Raw genomic sequence first — 14,829 nt, forward strand, 5'->3', positions numbered from 1 at the left:
CCATGACCGATACCATTATCCGTGTCGCGGCTCGCGGCGACGGCGTCACCGCCGATGGCCGTCACGCCGCGTTCGCCGCGCCCGGCGATATCCTGAACGCCGATGGCACGCTGACCCATGGCCCGCATCATCAGGTGCCGCCTTGCCGTCACTTTCCCACCTGCGGCGGGTGCCAGCTTCAGCATCTCGACGATGACAGCTATGCCGCCTTTGTCACCGACCGGGTCGCCTCCGCCCTCGACGGGCAGGGGCTGGCCGCGCCGATGCGTGTTCCCCATGTCTCGCCGCCCAACACGCGCCGCCGCGCGACCCTGCATGCCGAGGCGAAGGGTGGGCGCATCCGGCTGGGCTTTTCGGAGGAGAAAAGCCACGCGATCGTCGACATCGCCGAATGCCACATCCTGCGGCCCGAACTGTTCGCGCTGGTCGCGCCCTTGCGCGGCTTTCTCCAGCGGCTGGGGTTCAAGCGGCGCTGCGACATCCACCTCGCCATGGCGGATCAGGGGCCGGACATCACCATCACCGGCTTTGCGCCGGAAGGGCTCGACGCGGCGGAGGCGATCATCGCCTTTTGCGAGCGGCACAAGGTCGCCCGGCTCAGCGTCGATGACGGCATGGGGCCGGAGACGCGGTGGGAGCCCGAGCCCGTCACCATCACCCTGGGCGGCATCCCCGTGCCGCTGCCTCCCGGTGCGTTCCTCCAGGCGACCGAGGACGGCGAGGCGGCGCTGGTCGCCGCTGTCGGCGACGCGGTCGGCAAGGCGGGAACGGTGGCGGACCTGTTCACCGGCCTCGGCACCTTCGCCCTCGCGCTGCCGGCGCGCGTCTATGCGGCGGAAGGCGCACGCGACGCCCTCCTGTCGCTGAAGGCGGCCGCCAATGGCGCGGGCAGGCAGGTGTTCGCCGAGCATCGCGATCTGTACCGCCGGCCGCTCACCAAGCCCGAGCTCGACCGGTTTGACGCCATCGTCCTCGATCCGCCCCGTGCGGGCGCACGCGATCAGGCGGAGGCACTGGCGCGGGCGGACGTGTCGGCGATCGCCTATGTGTCCTGCAATCCGGCCAGCTTCGCGCGCGATGCCAAGATGCTGGCGGATCATGGCTGGCGGATCGACTGGGTGCAGCCGGTCGGTCAGTTCCGCTGGTCGACCCATGTCGAGCTGGCGGCGCGATTCGTCCGGTAGCAGAGATGGTTACGGATACGCCGCCGAGACGAAGAACAGCCCGTCCGGCGGCGCGTTGAGCGCCAATCGCTGGCGATCCTGCGCGGCGAGGGCGGCGCCGACATCGTCGGGCGTCCACCGTCCCATGCCGACATGCACCAGGCATCCGACCATGGACCGGACCTGATGATGCAGGAACGACCGCGCCGCCGCCCGCACCGTTACCCGGTCGCCGATGCGGGCCACCTCCAGTCGGTCCAGCGTCCGCACCGGGCTGTCCGCCTGACAGTGCGCCGATCGAAAGGTGGTGAAGTCGTGCCGGCCCAGCAGCTGCGCCGCACCCGCCGCCATCGCATCCGTGTCCAGCGGATGGGCGACCTGCCACGCCAGTCCCTTTTCATGGGTCAGCGTCGCGCGGCGGTTGACGATGCGATATTCGTACGAGCGGCCGATGCATGAAAAGCGCGCGTGCCAGTCGTCCGCCACCACCTCGCACGCCAGAACCGCGACCGGCGCCGGCCGCACGCGCGCGTTCAGGGCTTCCATCAGGCGGAACGGCGTGATCGGCTTGGCGATGTCGACATGGGCGCGCATGCCCAGCGCGTGCACGCCCGCATCGGTGCGGCCCGATGCGTGCACCGCCGCCGTTTCGCCGGTGATCGCGAACACGGCCTCTTCCAGCGCCTGCTGCACGCTTGGCCCATGTGCCTGCCGCTGCCATCCCATGAAGGGGCGGCCGTCATATTCCACCAGCAAGGCAAAGCGCGTCAAAGCCGGGTTCCCGAGGGGACGGGGAAGCCGCGCAGCATCTCTGCGGTACTGGTCACGCTCTTGCCGGCGCGCTGCACCAGCGTCGGGCGGATCGCCCCGTCGCCGCACGCGATCGTCAACTGGTCGTCCACCGTCTCGCCCGTCCCGTAGAAGCTGAAGGGCAACAGGTCCGCCGCCAGGATCTTCACCCGCTCGCCGGCAATCTCGCACCATGCGCCCGGCGCCGGGTTCATCGCGCGCACCAGCCGCTCGACCTCGATCGCGGGGCGCTCGAAGTCGATGCGCGTTTCCGCCTTTTCGATCTTGGCGGCGTAGGTCACGCCGTCTTGCCGCTGTGGCACCGCCGGGTGGCCGTCGAGATCGCCCAGCACCTGCGTCATGAGGGCGGCGCCCAGGGCTGCCAGTTCCTGCGTCAACATGCCCGTCGTCTTGCCGTCGACCGGTGTCCGTCCTTCCAGCCGGACCGGGCCCGTGTCCAGGCCGGCCTCCATCTGCATGATGCCGACGCCGGTTTCCGTATCGCCCGCCAGGATGGCGCGCTGGATCGGCGCTGCGCCGCGCCATCGTGGCAGCAGCGATCCGTGCACGTTCAGACAGCCATGCACCGGGGCATCGAGTATGGCCCGCGGCAGGATCAACCCATAGGCCGCGACCACCGCGACATCGGCGCGCAGATCGGCGAACGCGGCCTGTTCGTCCGCACCCTTCAGTGAAACGGGTGTGCGTACGGGAATGCCCAGTTCCTCGGCCTGCGCCTGAACCGGGGAGGGTACCAGCTGCCGCCCGCGCCGCCCGCCGGGGCGCGCCGGCTGGCTGTAGCTCGCCACCACCTCGTGGCCTGCCGCCACCACCGCATCCAGCACCGGCACCGCAAAGCCCGGCGTTCCCATGAAGACGATCCGCATGTCTGCCCGTCTCCCCGCTGGCGGCGCGGCGCGCAACCCCCTATCTGTTCTCCATGGCTTCCCCAGAGATCGAGGCGCTGACCCAGGCGCTCGCCCGCCTCCCCGGCCTCGGCCCCCGCTCCGCCCGCCGCGCCGTCCTCCACCTGCTGAAAAAGCGGGAATCCGCGCTTGAACCGCTGTTGAGCGCGCTTGCGGCCGTGGAGGATCGGCTGGTGACATGCACCACCTGTGGCAACATCGATACCGCCAATCCGTGCGCGATCTGCGCCGATGGCCGGCGGGACGACCGGGCATTGTGCGTGGTCGAGGAAGTTGCCGATCTTTGGGCGCTGGAGCGCTCGCGGCTGTTTCCGGGACGGTTTCATGTGCTGGGCGGGCGCCTGTCCGCACTGGAGGGTGTGCGACCGGAGGATCTGTCGATCGACCATCTCGTTCGCCGGGTCGAGGCGGGGGGCGTCGATGAGGTCGTGCTGGCGATGAATGCCACGTTGGAGGGGCAGACCACGGCGCATTACATCGCCGAGCGGATCGAGCGTTTTCCCGTCCGTATCACCCAGTTGGCGCATGGCCTGCCCGTCGGCGGCGAGCTCGACTATCTGGACGAGGGCACCCTGGCGCAGGCCCTGCGCGCGCGGCGGCCGGTCGCTTGACGGCGTGGGGGACGTTGCCTAGCTGACAGCCATGGCTATTCTTCCCATCGTCGAAGTTCCCGATCCGCGTCTGCGCCTCGTCTCCAACCCTGTTGAGACGATAGACGACGATGTGCGCGCCTTCGTCGCAGATATGTACGACACGATGTATGACGCGCGCGGCATCGGTCTGGCCGCGATCCAGGTGGGCGTCGACAAGCGCATCCTGGTTATCGACCTGCAGGACGAAGAGGATGAGGAAGGCAAGCCGGTGCGCAAGCCGGCGGCCTATATCAACCCTGAGATCCTGTCGGTGTCCGACGAGGTTTCGAGCTACAACGAAGGCTGTCTGTCGATCCCGGAGCAATATGCCGAGGTGAAGCGCCCGGTTCGCTGCCGCGTCCGTTGGCAGGACGAAAATGGCGCCTCGCACGAGCAGGAGCTGGACGGATTGCTGTCGACCTGCATGCAGCATGAGATCGATCATTTGAACGGTGTGCTGTTCACCGATCATGTCAGCCGCCTGAAGCGCGACATGCTGATGAAGAAGCTGGCAAAGCTTCGGCGCGGCTGAGCCTTTCGCCGAAGACTCCGGGGCGGGTGCGCATTTAACCGTTGTCGGACCCTCCCCGTTCGATCTATGTTCCCGCGCATGTTGCCGTTCATCATCGAGCCGGGGGCGTGCCGATGCCCGAACTGATCATCGTCGCCTGCCTCGCCCTGGGGCTCGGCCTGCTCATCGGCTGGCTCGTCGCCAGCCGCGCTGGACAACGCCTGGCGGCGGATCTGGCAACCGCGCAGGCGCGTGCCGCCGATTTCGACCTCGTGCGTACCGCGCGCGATGCGGTGGAGCGCGAGCGGAACGAAGCGATGCAGAATTTGGCCGAATTGCGAGGCCGTGCTGCCGAACTGGAGCCCTTGCGCACGGCGCTCGCCAGCGCTCATGCCGAGCGCAATGAGGCGAATGCGATGCTGGCCGAGCTTCGGGCGCGGGCGGATGAGCGTGAGGCGGCGCATGCGGTGGCGTTGGAGCAGTTGAAGGCGGCGCGCGAGCAGATCGGGGTGCAGTTCGGGGATACGGCGGCCAAGGCGCTGGAGACGGCGCAGCGGCAGTTCCTGGAGCGGGCCGAGGCACGGTTCCGGCAGTCGGAGGAAGCGTCGGGGCAGTCGCTGAAGGCACTGCTGCAACCGGTGACCGAACGGCTGCAACGCTATGAGGAAGGCGTCGCCAAGGTCGAGCTGGAACGCCGCGACGCCTTTAGCGAGTTGCGCGGGCAGATCGACGCGATGCGGATCGGCCAGGAGCGTGTGTCGGGCGAGGCGGCCAAGCTGGTCAACGCGCTGCGCAATGCGCCCAAGGCGCGCGGACGCTGGGGCGAGCAGCAGTTGCGCAACGTGCTGGAAAGCTGTGGACTGTCCGAACATACCGATTTCCAGATGGAAGTCAGCGTGGCGGACGGAGAGGGCGGACGCCTGCGCCCCGATGCGATCGTGCGCGTGCCGGGTGGCAAGTCGCTGATCATCGACGCCAAGGTGTCGCTCAACGCCTATCAGGACGCGTTCGGCGCGGTGGACGAGGCCGAACGGCATATCGGTCTGGCGGCGCACGCGCAGTCGATGCGCACCCACATCAACGGGCTGGGCAACAAGGCCTATTGGGCGCAGTTCGACGATGCGCCCGAATATGTCGTCATGTTCGTGCCGGGCGAGCATTTCCTGTCGGCCGCGCTGGAGCATGATCCGGGCCTGTGGGACTTCGCGTTCGAGAAGCGGGTGCTGCTGGCGACGCCAACCAACCTGATCGCGATCGCGCGCACGATCGATGCGGTGTGGCGGCAGGAGAAGCTGGCCAAGCAGGCGCAGGAGATCGGTACGCTGGGCAAGGAGCTGTACCAGCGGCTTGCGGTAATGGGCGGCCATGTCGCCAAGCTGGGCAAGAACCTGGATACCGCGATGGGCGCCTATAATGCGTTCGTCGGCAGCCTGGAGAGCAATGTGCTGACCAGCGCGCGGCGGTTCGAGGCGTTGAATATCGACACCGGGGGCAAGGCGATCGACACGCTACCTGTCGGAGAACAGACCGTGCGCCCCCTGACCAAACTGGCCGTCCTGCCCGACGCGGCAGAATAAGCGTGGCGCGGCGCCGGTCCACGACGCTGCCGCCACCCTATCTGAAGCGCGTCTGGTTCGACCCCGACCGGGTGCGCGACGAACATAGCTATCCCTTCAACCTGCCGATGTTCCGTGGCGGCGAATTCGAGTTGCATTTCGACCGGGCGGTGACGATCATCGTCGGCGAGAATGGCGTCGGCAAATCCACGCTGATCGAGGGTATCGCGGCGCTTGCGGGGTTCGATCCCGCCGGCGGAGGCCCCGGTTATCGACCGATGGATCACAGCCAGGCGGTGGAGCGAGACGGCGACGTCCTTGCCAGCGTGCTGCGGGCGAGTTGGTTGCCGAAGATCGGGCAGGGCTGGTTCTTCCGGGCCGAGAGCTTCTTTTCGGTCGCCCGCTATCTCGACCAGGCTGCGCGCGAGTCATGGGCGGCCCCACCGGACTTTCTGTCGCATTCGCATGGTGAGGGCTTCCTGCGCTTTTTCGCGGAGCGCTGCGGCCGGCCCGGCATCTTCTTCTTCGACGAGCCCGAGTCGGCGCTGTCACCTCGCCGTCAGTTCGAGTTCCTGAAAGTGCTGCGCATGATCCAGGAGCGGCGGCAGGCTCAGGTGATCATGGCGACGCATTCGCCCATCCTCATGGCGCTACCCGATGCCCGTCTGTTGGCCATGACGCGCGGCGGTGTCGATCCCGTCGCGCTGGGGGAGACGGCACATTTCCGCCTGTACCGCGAATTCATGCTCGATCCGGCCGGGACCATGGAAGCGATGCTGGCCGACTGAAATCGGGGGGCGTTTCGATGACGATGACTTAGAGTGGAATCCGATCGCCTTTCGGTCACCCTCACCCTTCCGCGGCTGCGCCGCTCCAGCATCGGGTCGGTCATGCCCCCGGCATGACCTGAACAGTGCGGGGCACTGTTCACCCGATGCTCCCAGCGGGAGAGGGAAAAGACGCCGAAGGCGGCGGAGGGTGAGGGCGGCCACGTGTGATCGAATTCGACCCTAGATCCCGTTGCCGATATCCGCTTGGCCTACCCGCGCTGTTGAGCAAGCACCTCATACGCCATGACCGCCGTCGCCACTGCGGCGTTCAGACTGTCCGCCTTGCCGAGCATCGGGATCTTCACCAGCGTATCGCATGCGGCGGCATAGTCCGCGGGCATTCCCTGCGCTTCGTTGCCGGTCAGCAGGAAGGTCGGCGCGGCATAGCGCACGGCTCGATAATCATGGTCCGTATCCAGGCTGAGCCCGACCAGTTGCCCAGGCCCCTGCCGCAGCCAGTTCAGGAAATCGCCCCAGCCCGTCTGGACGACGGGCACGGTGAAGAGCGCGCCCATGCTGGCGCGAACCGCCTCGACCGAGAAGGGATCGACGCATTCGCCGATCAGGATCAGCCCGCCGGCGCCGACCGCGTCGCCGGTGCGCAGGATCGTGCCGAGATTGCCGGGATCGCGCAGCCGTTCCGCGACCAGCCAGATGCCGGCGGAAGTCCGGTCCAGCGCATCCAGGGTGGTGCCGAACTCGTCGAACACACCGACCACCGCCTGGGGATTATCCTTGCCGGAAAGCTTGGACAGAATGTCCGGCGTGGTTTCGATCGCCTCGCCGCCATTCTGCTCGACGGCGACAACGAGGTCGCGGACGAGTGGATGCTGCGCACTCGGCCGGGCGAAGAACAGCAGGCGCGGCAGGCGCCCCGTCTCGCGGGCTTCGGTCAGGATGCGCAGGCCCTCGGCCAGGAACTGACGTGCCTCACGACGGTGGCGCTTGTCCCGCAGATCGCGGACGCGCTTCACCAGTGGATTGGAATAAGCGGTAATCTCGCGCGGCATCAATCTTCGCCGAACTTGCCTTCGACAAGGGCCGCAAGGGTCGCGATCGCATCCTCCGCGCCCAGTCCGTTCGCGCTGATCGTGATCTCGTCACCCATCGCTGCGCCCAGCATCATCAGGCCCATGATCGACGTGCCGGTGACCGCGCCGCTGCCGTCCTTGGCAACCTGCACCTCGCAGGGCTGGGAGGAAGCGAGCGTCACGAACTTGGCGCTGGCGCGGGCGTGAAGGCCACGCCGGTTGGTGATCTGCACCGTGCGCGACAGGCCGCTCATGCCGCGGCCTCGCCCAGCACTTCGGAGGCGACGGAAATATATTTGCGCCCCGCCTCCCGCGCGGCGGCGACCGCATCGACCACCTTCATCGACTTGCGCGCCGAACCGAGGCGGATCAGCATTGGCAGGTTCATCCCCGCAATGACTTCCACCCGGCCGCGTTCCATCAATGAGATGGCGAGGTTGGAGGGGGTGCCGCCGAACAGGTCGGTCAGGACAATGACGCCGCGGCCGGCATCGACCTGACCGATGGCGGCGGCGATGTCGGCGCGGCGCGTTTCCATGTCATCCTCCGGCCCGATGGCGATCGTCGCCACGCGTTCCTGCGGGCCGACGACGTGCACCATCGCGGTCACGAACTCATCGGCGAGCCGACCATGCGTCACAAGAACCAGACCGATCATGTCAGACACGTACATCCATCACAAATCTTTGCCAGCATTGTTCTTGGGCATCACGGCATTTCAGCAGGGGCCGCCGGGCGGCGCCCTTCCAGCGAGTCCTTGGGCACCGCCCCGAGATCGCGGTGCGCCACCGTGGGCGAAAATCCGGCTTCGCGCAACCGTGCGCCGATCCGTTCGGCGACATGGACGGAGCGGTGTCTCCCTCCGGTACAGCCGATGGCGATGGTGACGTAGGATTTTCCTTCCGCCTGGTAGCGGGGGAGAAGGGTGATGAGCAGGGCCTCGATCTGGGCGAGGACGGGTTCGTAGGCGGGGTCGGATTGGACGTAGGTGGCGACGTCGGCGTCGAGGCCGGTGCCGGGGCGCAGGGTGGGGACCCAGTGCGGGTTGCGGAGGAAGCGCATGTCGAAGACGAGATCGGCGTTGCGGGGCAGACCACGGGAAAAGCCGAAGGACGTGACGGACAGGACGGGCGCGCTCAGCCCGGCGACCGGATAGGCGGCGCGCACCCATTGGCCGAGGTCGTGCGCGTTCATGTTGGTCGTCTCGACCAGCCGGTCGGCGCGCTCGCGAAGCGGACCGAGCAGCGCGCCCTCCTCGCTGATCCCGTCCTGTGCGGGGCGATCGAGCGCGAGCGGATGGCGGCGGCGGGTTTCCGAATAGCGCCGCTTCAGTTCGGCCGAACCACAGGTCAGAAAGAGCGTCTCGACCGCGAGATCGGATCGCTCGTGCAGTTGCTCGCTGCGCTCCATGAAGGCGGTGGGCGCAAAGCCGCGGGTGCGCACGCCCAGGCCGACCGCCAGGGGGCGGAGTTCGGGCGAAGCACCCGCCGGGGGCGGCGAGTCGAGCAGCGCGTCGAGCAGGTCCAGGGGGAGGTTGTCGACGACTTCCCAGCCCAGATCCTCCAGCGTCTTGAGAACGGTGGAGGTGCCCGCCCCGGACATGCCGGTCACGAGCAGGATGCGTTTGGGGATCATTCGGGTGTCGCCTCGGGATGCGCCAGGGCCAGTTCGACCTTGATCGGCGCGGATGCGGGAATGGGATCGAGTGCGAGTTCGCGGATCGCGACACCCGCGACGCGGCGGGTGCGACGCTCCGGCAGGCGGGCGGGTGTCTCGTCGAGCCGCACGATCAGCGCGACCGGCACATGTTCGACATGGGGCATGTCCACGATGCCGAGGCCGCGCACCTCGATCCGGCCGGCGATGGTGGCGGGCGCGCGGGCGAGCAGCCGGTCGCGGTCACGGACCAGCAGCGTGTAATCGTCGCTGACCAGCCGCGCGCCGCGATCGATCAGGCGCAGCGCGAGGTCGGACTTGCCCGCACCCGAGCGCCCCTCGATCAGCACCGCATGGTCGCCGATCGCCACGCAACTGGCGTGCAGCGTTTCGGAAGATGGTATCGCCAGGGTGTTCGCGCTCCGTGTCAGCGAGACGGGGCCAGCGGCATGCGCACGACGAAACGCGCACCCCTGATCCGGTCCTCTCGCGATTCGACGATTATGCTGCCCTGATGCGCCTCCACGATCGTTCGCGCAATGGCGAGGCCGAGACCGGAATGCCGGCCGAATTCCTCGCCTTCCGGGCGATCCGAATGGAAGCGGCGGAAAATCGCCTCGCGCGCCTCTTCCGGCACGCCGGGGCCTTCATCCTCGACCCGGACGACCAGCGTGCCGCCGTCGGGCGCAACGCCGATCGCGACGGTGCCGCCGTTCGGCGAAAAGGAGATGGCGTTTTCGATCAGGTTCTCGAACACACGCTCCAGCCGCGCGCCCTCGCCCTGGACGATCCAGTCGGCGGGGCCGACCGCATCGAGGCGCAGGCGGATGTCGCGTTCCACCCCGCGGGCGATGCGCTGGTCGAGCAGAGCGCGAATGAGGGCGACGATGTCGACGGGCTCGAACTTGGCGCGGCTGAGCTGCGCATCGAGGCGGGAGGCGTCGGAGATATCGGTGATGAGGCGGTCGAGCCGGTGAACGTCGTCGCGCACGATGGCGAGAAGCTGTTGCTGAAGCGCCGGGTCCTTGATCCGGTCGAGGCTTTCGACGGCGGAGCGGAGCGAGGCGAGGGGGTTCTTGAGCTCGTGGGTGACGTCGGCGGCAAAGGCCTCGGTCGCGTCGATGCGGTCGCGCAGCGCCAGGCTCATGTCGGACAGCGCGCGGGCCAGCATGCCGAGTTCGTCGCGGCGATCGGGCAGGCGCGGCACGACGACCTCACGCGCGCGGCCGAGGCGGACGCGGACGGCGGCACGGGCGAGGCGGCGCAAGGGACGGACGATGGTGCGGGCGAGGAACAGCGACAACAGCACCGAGATGAGCGTGACGACGCCCAGCACCACACTGAGGCGGAAGCGTTCGCTGCGCACCGTCTTCGTGATGCCGCGCGCGTTGATCGTGGTCATCACGGTGCCGCCGCCGCGAACCGGCGCCGCGGCGGTGATGACGGGCGTGCGATCGGGGGCGCGCCAGACGCTGGTGGCGATCACGCCGCGCGCCTGCGCCGCGACCACGTCGGGCCAGCCGCGTCCGTCGCGTTGCTCGCGGTAGAGCGGCGCGCGGGCGGCGCCGGCCACGGTATCGATCACGGCATCGAGCAGGCGTGCGCTGGCCGCGCGCCAGCCCTGCTTGTCGGGATCGCGCAGCACGACGTTGCGCAGGCCCAGCGTCCGGCTGTCGGCGACCAGCGCGCCGGCGGGATCGTAGAGGCGGATGCGGGTATCGGTATCGGCGGCGAGACGCAGGATCAGCCGGTCGCGCTGGTCCTGCACGACGGTGCCGATCGCCTCCGCCACCAGCCGCGCCTCGCGCCCGGCCTGCGCGACGCGGCTGTCCATGATACGGCTGCGATAGGAATCGAGATAGAAGAAGCCACCCGCGAGCAGAAGCAGCGCGAAGATGTTGACCGCCAGGATACGCCGCGTGAGCGAGATCTGCCCCGACCAGCGCAGCGCAAGGTCGGAGGTCTCACTCCTCGGAGAATCGGTAGCCGGCGCCATACAGCGTTTCGATGGAGTCGAATTCGGGATCGACCTGCCGGAACTTGCGACGCAGTCGCTTGATATGGCTGTCGATCGTGCGATCGTCGACATAGATGTCGTCCTGATAGGCGGCATCCATCAACTGGTTGCGGGTACGCACGATGCCCGGCCGCTGCGCCAGCGTTTCGAGGATCAGGAATTCGGTGACAGTCAGCGTCACCGCCTCGCCGTTCCAGGTGGTGCGGTGACGCGCCGGGTCCATGGTCAGGCGGCCGCGGACCAGGGGGCCGGTGGGCGCCTCCGCCGCGCCGCCGGCTGGGGCGGCGGCGCCCGGCTGGGTGATTTCGGAGCGGCGCAGGATGGCGCGGACGCGGGCGATGAGCAGGCGCTGCGAAAAGGGCTTGGCGATATAGTCGTCCGCACCCATCGCCAGCCCCAGCGCCTCGTCCAGCTCGTCGTCCTTGCTGGTGAGGAAGATGACCGGGATCTGGCTTTTCTCGCGCAAGCGGCGGAGCAGTTCCAGGCCGTCCATGCGCGGCATCTTCACGTCAAAGATGCCGAGGTCAGCGGGATTGTCGATCAACGCCTTCAGCGCGGTTTCGCCATCGGCATAGATGCGCGTCAGAAACCCTTCCGCCTGCAGCGCGATCGACACCGAGGTGAGGATGTTCCGGTCGTCATCGACGAGCGCGATCGTGGCCGTCATCGTGCAGGGTGCCTTTCGATCCGCATGGCTGATCCCGGGATTAGGCCAAACCGATCCGCCGCTCAACCGCCTCGCTATTCTGGGCGCGTTTGTTTGACATGTTCAACAGAATGTTTGACGTGTTAAACGCAGCCGCGCTATGACGCTGATCGACGGGGCAATCAGGTGCTGGCGTCCATCGACGCCGGGCTATGGAGAACGTGATGAGTGAGCGCATTCCGAACATCGGTCTGGAAGCCCAGGGGATCGAAACCCGCGCGACGCTGCACTGGAACCGGGTGACGGCGCAGTTGACCGAGATGGCGGTGGCGCGCGGCGAGGGCAAATTGTCCGCCGACGGTCCGCTGGTGGTGGAAACCGGGCGGCATACCGGCCGCTCCGCGCAGGACAAGTTCATCGTCAAGGATGACGAGACGCGCGACACGGTATGGTGGGGCAAGTCGAACGCGGCGATGGAGCCGGCGCACTTCGCCGCGCTGAAGGCGGATTTCTTCAGCGCGCTGGAGGACAAGGACGAGCTGTTCGTCCAGGACCTGTACGGCGGATCGCAGCCCGAGCACCGCGTCAGCGTGCGGGTGGTGACCGAGCTGGCGTGGCACAACCTGTTCATCCGCACGATGCTGGTGCGCCCCGCGCAAAGCGAATTGCGCGATTTCGCCGCCGAATACACGATCATCGACCTGCCGAGCTTCCGGGCCGACCCGGCGCGCCATGGCTGCCGTTCGGAAACGGTGATCGCGGTCAACATGACCGAGAAGCTGGTCCTGATCGGCGGCACCAAATATGCCGGCGAAATGAAGAAGTCGGTGTTCGGCATCCTCAACTATCTGTTGCCGCCGACGGGCGTGATGCCGATGCATTGTTCGGCGAACATGGGCGCGGACGGGTCGACCGCGGTGTTCTTCGGCCTGTCGGGCACGGGCAAGACGACGCTGTCGGCGGACCCGGCGCGCACCCTGATCGGCGATGACGAGCATGGCTGGTCGGACACCGCGGTGTTCAATTTCGAGGGCGGCTGCTACGCCAAGATGATCCGCCTGTCGCGCGATGCGGAACCGGAAATCTTCGCCACCACCAAGCGGTTCGGCACCGTTCTGGAAAATGTGGTGATGGATCCGATGACGCGCCAGTTCGACCTGGACGACAACAGCCTGGCCGAGAACAGCCGCGGCGCCTATCCGATCGACTTCATCCCCAATGCCTCGGCCGACAATATGGGCGGCGTGCCGCGCAACATCGTCATGCTGACCGCGGACGCCTACGGCGTGCTGCCGCCGATCGCCAAGCTGACGCCCGAACAGGCGATGTATCATTTCCTGTCGGGCTATACCGCGCGCGTTGCGGGAACCGAGATCGGCGTGACCGAGCCCGACGCGACCTTCTCCACCTGTTTCGGGGCGCCGTTCATGCCGCGCCATCCGTCGGTCTACGGCAATCTGCTGAAGGAGCGGATCGCCAAGGGGCAGGTCGATTGCTGGCTGGTCAACACCGGCTGGACCGGGGGCAAGTACGGCGTCGGGCAGCGCATGCCGATCAAGGTGACGCGCGCGCTGTTGAACGCGGCGCTGGACGGCAGCCTGAACGACGCGACCTTCCGCACCGATCCCTATTTCGGCTTCCGGGTACCGGTGGCGGTGGCGGGTGTCGACGCGGCGATGCTGGACCCGCGCGAGACATGGGCGGACAAGGCCGCCTATGACGCGACGGCGGCGAAGCTGGTCGACCTGTTCGTCGACAATTTCGCGAAGTTCGCCGACCATGTCGATGAAGAGGTGCGCCAGGCGGCGCCCAAGGCGCGGCAGATCGCCTGAGGGGCGGGGGCTTCCCGGATCGACCGGGAGCCCCGTTCGCCGCCGGGCGGGGTCAGTTGACCCAGTTGCCCTCGCGGAACCATTTGGTAATGATGTACTTCACACCCTCCACGACGGGCATCCCCTCGTGGAGGGTGATTTCGTTGGGGCTGCCATCGGGCTTCATGTTGTTCCAGGCGAGCAGCATGCCGCGCCGGGGCGCGACCTTGATGCCGGCATGCGGAAACCAGGTGGCGCCGCCATCCTCCACGTCGTTGAGGTAGATCATCGCGGTCCAGGTGCGCTGGCCGCCATGCACCTTCACCTTTTCCCAATAGCTTTCGCTTTCGTGGAAATAGTCGTGATGGGCGCGGAATTGCTGGCCGGGAGCGTAGCGCTGGCCCTGCATCGTTTCACCGCGTTCGGGCGCGATGTCGAGCAGGCGGGCGATCGCCTCGTCGATCGGCTGCACCGCGGGATCATAGCGGTTCATGTCGCAACTGTGCGAGGTGCGAAAGCCGACGTCCGGTCGATCCGACAACAGCGTCGAGGGACGGTTGTTGGCATCGATCAGCGCGATCAGCCCGTCGCACTGTTCCGGCGAGAGGAAGCCGGCATGGTAATAGATCTGCGCGGTTTCCACCCCGACACGGGTGACCGCGGGATTGGCGTCGAGCGCGCGCGCGGTGTGGGTACCGGCGGCCTCGCGCAGCTTGGAGGTGGTCTTGGGCTTCCGGGCGAAGATCGACATGGGACGGGAATTGCTCCGGCGTGGGCACAAAGGCAAGGGGGCGGATAGGCCCCCGGTCACCAGAAGATGTCGTACACCATGTCGACCACCAGGCCCTGGCGGATGTCGACGAGCAGCGCGTCATTGTAATAGCGCACCCAGCGATAGGGGGCGTAGGTCGGCGGCAGGCGATAGACGAAGGGGTCCGACAGCCAATAGTTCTGGCCGAAGAAGATGGGGTCGAGCGCCGCGCCCGGCCCGAAGCGACGATAGCCGGCGCCGCCATAGGGCGAGTAATAGCGCGGCAGGCGGTACAGGTTGCGATTGGCCGAGCGCCAGCGCGACCAGTCGTAGCGGCCATCCTCGCGCCAGCCACGGTTCCAGCGGCTGCCCCAGTCGCGCCGCTCGGCCGAGCGCCACTGGTCGCCGCCGAAATCGCGCCAGTCGGCGTCGCTGCGGTCCCAGCCGCGCTCGCGGTCCCAATTCCGCTGGCGGTCGCGGCGTTGGCGCTCGCGGTCGCCACGGTCACGG

The 14,829-nt window shown here is 67.6% G+C and carries 17 protein-coding genes; 6 read left to right on the forward strand and 11 right to left on the reverse strand.

Features of this window, described 5'->3' with window-relative positions; translation table 11 throughout:
• Positions 1-2 precede the first annotated feature (2 nt).
• Positions 3-1,184 (forward strand): class I SAM-dependent RNA methyltransferase, encoded by a 1,182-nt coding sequence (locus OXR08_RS07420; RefSeq protein WP_267349082.1) that lies wholly within the window; start codon positions 3-5, stop codon positions 1,182-1,184.
• Positions 1,185-1,193: 9 nt separating this feature from the next.
• On the opposite strand, the gene truA is transcribed toward OXR08_RS07420, so the two are convergent.
• Together truA and fmt are read right to left on the reverse strand one after the other, a co-directional pair.
• Positions 1,194-1,934, reverse strand: a complete 741-nt coding sequence (truA, locus tag OXR08_RS07425; protein ID WP_267349084.1) for a tRNA pseudouridine(38-40) synthase TruA — start codon at positions 1,932-1,934, stop codon at positions 1,194-1,196.
• Positions 1,931-2,839, reverse strand: coding sequence for a methionyl-tRNA formyltransferase (gene fmt, locus OXR08_RS07430; RefSeq protein ID WP_267349086.1), 909 nt, complete (start codon positions 2,837-2,839; stop codon positions 1,931-1,933). The genes truA and fmt overlap by 4 nt, the downstream gene beginning before the upstream one ends.
• 53 nt (positions 2,840-2,892) lie before the next feature.
• On the opposite strand from fmt, the gene recR reads away from it, so the two are divergent.
• From recR to OXR08_RS07450, 4 genes are all read left to right on the forward strand, one after another.
• Positions 2,893-3,489 (forward strand): recombination mediator RecR, encoded by a 597-nt coding sequence (gene recR / locus OXR08_RS07435; protein ID WP_267349088.1) that lies wholly within the window; start codon positions 2,893-2,895, stop codon positions 3,487-3,489.
• Positions 3,490-3,520: 31 nt separating this feature from the next.
• Positions 3,521-4,042 carry a peptide deformylase gene (gene def, locus OXR08_RS07440; RefSeq protein ID WP_267349090.1) on the forward strand — a complete coding sequence of 174 codons (522 nt, stop codon included), beginning with the start codon at positions 3,521-3,523 and terminating at the stop codon, positions 4,040-4,042.
• Between the two features lie 113 nt (positions 4,043-4,155).
• Complete coding sequence (gene rmuC / locus OXR08_RS07445; protein ID WP_267349092.1) at positions 4,156-5,598, forward strand: DNA recombination protein RmuC; 1,443 nt, start codon at positions 4,156-4,158, stop codon at positions 5,596-5,598.
• A 2-nt stretch (positions 5,599-5,600) separates the two neighbouring features.
• Positions 5,601-6,365: an AAA family ATPase gene (locus OXR08_RS07450; protein ID WP_267349094.1), complete on the forward strand. Its 765-nt coding sequence runs from the start codon at positions 5,601-5,603 to the stop codon at positions 6,363-6,365.
• Between the two features lie 251 nt (positions 6,366-6,616).
• Here OXR08_RS07450 and OXR08_RS07455 read toward each other — a convergent pair whose 3' ends face one another.
• The 7 genes from OXR08_RS07455 to OXR08_RS07485 are packed head-to-tail and all read right to left on the reverse strand — an operon-like array spanning position 6,617 to position 11,778.
• Entirely contained in the window at positions 6,617-7,417 is an 801-nt protein-coding gene (locus OXR08_RS07455) for an RNA methyltransferase (RefSeq protein WP_267349096.1), read from the reverse strand.
• Positions 7,417-7,692 (reverse strand): HPr family phosphocarrier protein, encoded by a 276-nt coding sequence (locus tag OXR08_RS07460; protein ID WP_149681582.1) that lies wholly within the window; start codon positions 7,690-7,692, stop codon positions 7,417-7,419. Before OXR08_RS07460 ends, OXR08_RS07455 begins: the two co-directional genes overlap by 1 nt.
• Positions 7,689-8,096: a PTS sugar transporter subunit IIA gene (locus OXR08_RS07465; protein WP_112382380.1), complete on the reverse strand. Its 408-nt coding sequence runs from the start codon at positions 8,094-8,096 to the stop codon at positions 7,689-7,691. Before OXR08_RS07465 ends, OXR08_RS07460 begins: the two co-directional genes overlap by 4 nt.
• Positions 8,097-8,146: 50 nt before the next feature.
• On the reverse strand, positions 8,147-9,073 hold the full coding sequence (gene rapZ / locus OXR08_RS07470) for an RNase adapter RapZ (RefSeq protein ID WP_112382379.1): 927 nt from the start codon (positions 9,071-9,073) through the stop codon (positions 8,147-8,149).
• On the reverse strand, positions 9,070-9,504 hold the full coding sequence (locus tag OXR08_RS07475) for an HPr kinase/phosphatase C-terminal domain-containing protein (RefSeq protein ID WP_267349117.1): 435 nt from the start codon (positions 9,502-9,504) through the stop codon (positions 9,070-9,072). The genes rapZ and OXR08_RS07475 overlap by 4 nt, the downstream gene beginning before the upstream one ends.
• A 17-nt stretch (positions 9,505-9,521) precedes the next feature.
• Positions 9,522-11,090 carry a stimulus-sensing domain-containing protein gene (locus tag OXR08_RS07480; protein WP_267349100.1) on the reverse strand — a complete coding sequence of 523 codons (1,569 nt, stop codon included), beginning with the start codon at positions 11,088-11,090 and terminating at the stop codon, positions 9,522-9,524.
• Positions 11,059-11,778: a response regulator transcription factor gene (locus OXR08_RS07485; protein ID WP_267349102.1), complete on the reverse strand. Its 720-nt coding sequence runs from the start codon at positions 11,776-11,778 to the stop codon at positions 11,059-11,061. Before OXR08_RS07485 ends, OXR08_RS07480 begins: the two co-directional genes overlap by 32 nt.
• A 203-nt stretch (positions 11,779-11,981) precedes the next feature.
• On the opposite strand from OXR08_RS07485, the gene OXR08_RS07490 reads away from it, so the two are divergent.
• The gene (locus OXR08_RS07490; RefSeq protein WP_267349104.1) at positions 11,982-13,589 is read left to right on the forward strand and encodes a phosphoenolpyruvate carboxykinase; all 1,608 of its coding nucleotides are present in this window, start codon (positions 11,982-11,984) and stop codon (positions 13,587-13,589) included.
• 52 nt (positions 13,590-13,641) lie between these two features.
• Here OXR08_RS07490 and OXR08_RS07495 read toward each other — a convergent pair whose 3' ends face one another.
• Both OXR08_RS07495 and OXR08_RS07500 read right to left on the reverse strand, forming a co-directional pair.
• Positions 13,642-14,319: a 2OG-Fe(II) oxygenase gene (locus OXR08_RS07495; protein WP_112382375.1), complete on the reverse strand. Its 678-nt coding sequence runs from the start codon at positions 14,317-14,319 to the stop codon at positions 13,642-13,644.
• A gap of 56 nt (positions 14,320-14,375) precedes the next feature.
• Positions 14,376-14,829: RcnB family protein (locus tag OXR08_RS07500; RefSeq protein WP_267349107.1), on the reverse strand; the 454-nt coding region annotated here is incomplete at its 5' end.

The sequence above is a fragment of the Sphingomonas sp. GM_Shp_2 genome, assembly GCF_026540875.1.
Taxonomy (GTDB): Bacteria; Pseudomonadota; Alphaproteobacteria; order Sphingomonadales; family Sphingomonadaceae; genus Sphingomonas; species Sphingomonas carotinifaciens.